This is a genomic window from bacterium (genome assembly GCA_026398675.1).
In the GTDB taxonomy this organism is placed as follows: domain Bacteria; phylum RBG-13-66-14; class RBG-13-66-14; order RBG-13-66-14; family RBG-13-66-14; genus RBG-13-66-14.
Genome location: JAPLSK010000339.1, coordinates 1 through 5,184, shown reverse-complemented (window position 1 = coordinate 5,184; position 5,184 = coordinate 1). Strand labels below are relative to the sequence as shown.

Annotated in this window: 3 protein-coding genes; all 3 read left to right on the top strand. The window is 66.6% G+C overall.

Features of this window, described 5'->3' with window-relative positions; genetic code table 11:
* Positions 1-2,656 (top strand): tetratricopeptide repeat protein (locus tag NTW26_09955; protein MCX7022574.1); only part of this gene is annotated, 2,656 nt, incomplete at its 5' end.
* Between the two features lie 61 nt (positions 2,657-2,717).
* Positions 2,718-3,857, top strand: coding sequence for a glycosyltransferase family 2 protein (locus tag NTW26_09950; GenBank protein MCX7022573.1), 1,140 nt, complete (start codon positions 2,718-2,720; stop codon positions 3,855-3,857).
* Positions 3,854-4,990 (top strand): radical SAM protein, encoded by a 1,137-nt coding sequence (locus tag NTW26_09945; protein MCX7022572.1) that lies wholly within the window; start codon positions 3,854-3,856, stop codon positions 4,988-4,990. Before NTW26_09950 ends, NTW26_09945 begins: the two co-directional genes overlap by 4 nt.
* The last annotated feature ends 194 nt before the right edge of the window (positions 4,991-5,184 follow it).

Here is a 5,184-nt window from a genome sequence, read left to right as displayed (position 1 = left end):
GGGTTACCCGGCGGTGGAGTCGAACGACGCCGGGTTCTACGCCGACGCGGGCTGGCACCGGATTTTAGTCAAATGTCTCCGGGACACGGCCACGAGCTCGGCCCACGTCCCGGTGGGTTGGGGCTTCCTGCTCTCCCTCTCCGCCTTCGAAGAAGGGGACGGGGGCGGTCCCGTCGAGGGCCTGGAATGCCGGGCCGACCTCGCCCTGGAGAGAGAAGTTTCCGAGGGAGGCGTGGAGGGGTTCCGCATCGAACCGCCGACGACGGCCTCCGATTACTCCCTGGACGGTCGTTTCCACCGGGCGCTCTGCGACGCGCACCGGGAAGATTACGACCTGGCGGTCAGCGAGCTGGAGGGGCTCATCGAGGAGAGGAACGGACCGCCGCCCGTCGAGTCCGCGACGGAAGAGTCCGCCCACCCGGCCCATCCCGAATGCGTTCTCCTGCGGCTGGTCCTGGGCTGGATCCTGGACGCCGACGGGAGCGCGGAGCGCAAAGGCCGCGCCCGCACTCAGTACAACCGGGTGGTGGAGGCGGCGCCGGAAACGGTACCGGCCCAGCTCGCTCTGGCCGAGATTGAGACCGCCGAGGGCAAGTACTGGAGCGCCCTGGAGAGGGTCAACTCCCTTACGGAGCTGTCGCCGGAAAGCGCACGCGTCTGGCTCGCCCTGGCGAACCTGTACCGACAGAAGAACATCACTCCGAAGGAACGCCAGGCTCTGGAGAGCGCCCTGGCGGCCGAACCGGACAACATGGCCGCCCTCTACGAGATGGGCCTCTTCCTGCGCCGGCACCAACATCCCACGGAAGCCATCGATATCCTCCGGCGCCTGGTGGAGCTCGCCCCGGATCACCAGAACGCCTGGCGCGACCTGGCCGACCTTCTCCAAAGCACCGGCGGTTACTATGAGGCCGCCCGTGACTACGAGCGGCTCATGGAGCTCAAGCCCACCGAGGTGGACGCCTGTCTCGAGCTGGCCCGCTGCCACCAGAGGGGGGGATTCGGGGACCGATTGGCCGATTTTTCTCGGATGATCGAGCGCGCGCCGTTCGATTACCGCGGCTACGTCCAGCTCGCCCTGGCCCTGGAGGAGGACGAGGGCCGCCTGGACCGGGAGCTTTACCGCCAAGCCCTGGAACTGTACCCCGCCAAGGACTGGCTGCGCGGTTACCTCGCCTGGCGCTCGGGAGCCGACCGGGACGAATTCATGCCCGACGTGGAGAAGCTCATCGCGGACGCCCCCGAGGCCGCGGACTTCCCCGAGTCGGACGCGGTCTGCCTGCTGGACTACCTGCGGGTGGACATCCACGCCGACTTCGCGTACTCCTTCGCCGAAAGGCGGGTGTACAAGTTCTTCTCCCAGTCCGGGGTGGACCGCTGGGCGGAGATGATAATCCCCGATCCCACACCGGCTTTCGACAGCTTGAACTTCCCGGACCGCGTGGAGAAGCATCGTCTGCCCGACGGGTTCACCACGGACGGCTCCGCCGACTTACCGGTCGAGCCGCGCGTGGCCTACATTTACGAGGTAAAGAATTCGAAGGCCGTCATCAGCGAGGGGCTGATGCCCGACCTGGCGGTCTTCTCCCCCGTCGTTGGGCTCTCGACCATCGAGAACCCGGAGGACTTCTTCGACTGGTACTGGGGGAAGGCGGTGAAGACCCTCGTTCCGGACGGGCAGGTGAGGGAGTTGGCGCACAGTCTGACCGATGGGCTGGACGATCCCCGTTCGAAGGCCGAGGCGCTTTACGGCTACGTGGTGACCCGTATCAATGACCGGTCGGGGAGCATCTTCTTCCCCAAGACGGTACGGGAGACGTACTACCAGCGCTCGGGGCGCCCCATTGACAAGCTGCTATTGTGGACGGCCCTGGCTCGGGAGGTCGGCCTGGAACCGGAAATCTGCCTCACCCGCTCCCGCTGGGACACCCCGATGCTCACCGGGGCCTTCTCGCCGATAGATTTCACCGACGCCGTCGGTCGGCTGCCCCTCGGCGGGGAAGTCCTGTGGGTTGATTTTTCCCTGGGGCGGGTTGCCCTGGGCGCACTTTCCCCGGTGTACGAGGACCAGCCGTACTGGCGCTGCGCCTCGCGGAAGATGGAGCGCTTCGACGAGCGGGACCCGCTGGATCAGCGCGTCGAAATCGCCGTTCAGGTGGACCTGGACGAAACGGGGCGCGGCAGCGGCACCCTCGATGAGACCTACCACGGGCTCTCCGCCGGCAATCGCGTCAATTACCTGGACCCGGAGACCGCCAGCCGTAACCTTGACGCGGAGCTCAACTCCTTCTTCCCCGGCGCCTCCCTGGAGAATTACGCGTTGGCCGCCCTCGAGGACCTCGCAAAGCCCTTCGGCTACACGGTGGAGTTTATAGCCCCCAACCTCGCCGTTCCCCGCGGTTCCGGGTACGTTCTGGACCCCGTCCTCTACTCCCTGGACCTGTCCAACCGCTTCATCAGCCGCTCCGAACGCTCCTATCCCATGGACGTATCGAATCTGGTCGCCGTCGTGGAGGAGCTGCGCTTCACGCTCCCGGAGGGCTGGTCGCCCACGGCCGACTCCCTGTTCACCGAGAGGTTGGAGTCCGGCGTGAACAGCTATCTCCTGGAGGTCGCCCGGGCGGGTGGAGCCGTCGGACTACGACGGTTTCCGTGAGTTCTGCCGCCGGGTGGACGTGCTCGAACGGCGCCGCGTGACCCTCGTTCCAGGGTAGGCCATGCGCGTAATTTCCGTCATCGTCTGCGCGTTCAACCGGGAAGGCCTCATCGGCGAGGTCCTGGAGGCGATTTTTTCCAACTCCCCCGGGGCGCGGGCCGTCTCCGCCTCGGGCGATGAGGGCGACCCGCCGCTTTTTCCCATCGCGGGCCACCCGGAGGCGGGTTTCGAGGTCATCGTGGTGGACGACTGCTCCCGGGACGGCACCGTCAACGAGGTCCGGCGGTACCCGGTGAAGCTCCTCTGCTCCGCGGCGACCCAGGGGCCCTCCCTGGCGAGGAACGAGGGGGCCCGGTGCGCCCGGGGCGAGATTCTGGTCTTCGTGGACTCGGACGTGGTCATCCGCCCCGATACCCTCGGGCGCATCCTGACGAGGATGGAGGACCGGCCGGAGCTTGGCGGCGTCGCCGGAATCACCTCCCTGGAGTGCCCCTACCCCAACTTCCTCACCCGCTATCAGAACGCCTTCCTGCGCTACCGCTACCTCTCGATGTCGGAAATCATCGCCACGCCGTGGGCCTCGCTCATGGCGGTGCGCCGTGACGCCTTCGCCGCCGTGGACGGCTTCGACGTCTCGATGAAGACCTACGAGGACTACGACATCGGCTACCGGCTCGGATCCGTGGACGCCCTCTTTCATTTGGACAAGGGGCTGGATTTCGTCCACCACAAGGAGTTCCGCTTCCGGCGCCTGTTCACCGATTACCTGCGCAAGGTGGCGAACATGTTCAGCTACCACCTGCGGATGCGGTTGGGCGGCCGGAAGGCGTGGGAGGCGAGGAAGCCCCACACCTGGCACGGCCACGCACCGCACTTCCCGCCGCTCTCGGTGGGCATGCCCGTCAGCGCGGTTTTCAACTACCTCATCGCCGGCCCGACCCTCGTCAACCTCGCCGTCGCCCTCGCCCTGGGCGGATTCGGGCTCTACTTTTGGATCAGCCTCGGGCTTCTGTGCATCGGCCCCCTCTCGATGACCGCCTTCTGGCTCTATCTTTTAAAAACGCAGGGGTTCTGGTTCACCGTCCGGGGGATGCTCACCCAGCCGGTCCTGGCGTTGGTGGCCGAGGCCGCGGTGCTGGTCTCCCTCGCGCGGGCCGTCTTCGGAAAAACCTCCTCGGACTTCCTCGGGGCCAGCCAATGAGCGGTCCGGCGAGATTCCTGGGCCGGTTCGTAGAGCCCGCGGGGCTGCCGCTGCAGCTCATTATTTTCGTGACGGGCCGGTGCAACTGCCGCTGCGGGCATTGCTTCTACGGCCGGGAAGTGGAGCGGGCCGCTCCGGGGCCGACCCTGGAGGAGTTCGAGAAAATCGCGCGGAGCTCCGGCCCCCTCCTCTGGCTTTCGCTCACCGGCGGCGAGCCGTTCCTGCGCGAGGATTTGCCCGAAATCGCCCGCCTCTTCATCGCCCACGCCGGCCTCAGGAACCTCACCCTACCCACCAACGGCCTGGCCACCGACCGCATCCTCGAATCCACCGAGCGGATTCTTAAACTGCACCCCCGGCTCCAGGTCGTGGTGTACCTCTCCCTGGACGGCCCGCGGGAGGTCCACGACACCCTGCGCGGCGTGGAGGGCTGCTTCGATAAGGCGATGGAGACGTGGCGGGGGCTGAAGGAGCTGAAAAAGCGCCACCGGCGGCTGAACCTGGCGCCCGTCACCACCATCTGCGGCTCGAACTCGGCGCTCCTGGGGGATTTTTTCGACTGGCTCCTGGCCGAGCTGGAACCGGACGACGTGGTCTTGAACATGCTCCGGGGGACCACTCCCGACCGATGGGAGGAATTTTTCAACCTGGAGGACTACGTCGCCTTCCAGGAGAAGAAGGATCGGGCGCTCGTCGAGGGGAGGCTGCCCCACTTCACGCTGAAAGGCTCTCGGCTCCTGGCGGCCAAGGAGCACTACCAGTGGCGGCTGATCATGGACATCCTGGAGGAACGGCGGCAGGTCATCCCCTGCCTCGGCGGGATGCTCTCCGCGGTGATTTCCGAGACGGGGTATCTCTACCCCTGCGAGACGCTGATGGGTTCGCCGGAGGACGACCCGCTGCAGCGGGAGCACTTCTGCCGGTGGTCGGCGGCTGCCATCGGCAACCTAGCCGAGGCTGACTGGAATTTACGGGTGCTCTGGTGGACGAAGCGGGCGGAAGAGGTCCGTCGGCACGTCGCCCAGGGGCACTGCTGGTGCACCTACGAATGCGCCTGGACGACGAGCATCCTGTTCAACCCGCGGTGTTACCCCGACCTCTTGCGGTTGATGCGGGGCGGGATTGATGCGTAAATAAAACCGCCGCCCCCCTCTCCCGGTGGGAGCGGCGCGCCAACGGGGATGGGGGTGAGGGCTACCGCACATCCCCTCTCCCTTCTAGGGAGAGGCTCGCCTACGGGTCGGGGTGAGGGTCGAGGCCAGGGGTGTGAAAGCGGCGGGGATAGGAACCGAGCGAAGCGAGCTATGCCCTTGGCAAATCCCCGCCC

What these genes read in the sequence shown, in the direction of transcription:
- NTW26_09950 (MCX7022573.1), top strand. Translation starts at nt 2,718, where the DNA reads ATGCGCGTAATTTCCGTCATCGTCTGCGCGTTCAACCGGGAAGGCCTC.
- NTW26_09945 (MCX7022572.1), top strand. Translation starts at nt 3,854, where the DNA reads ATGAGCGGTCCGGCGAGATTCCTGGGCCGGTTCGTAGAGCCCGCGGGG.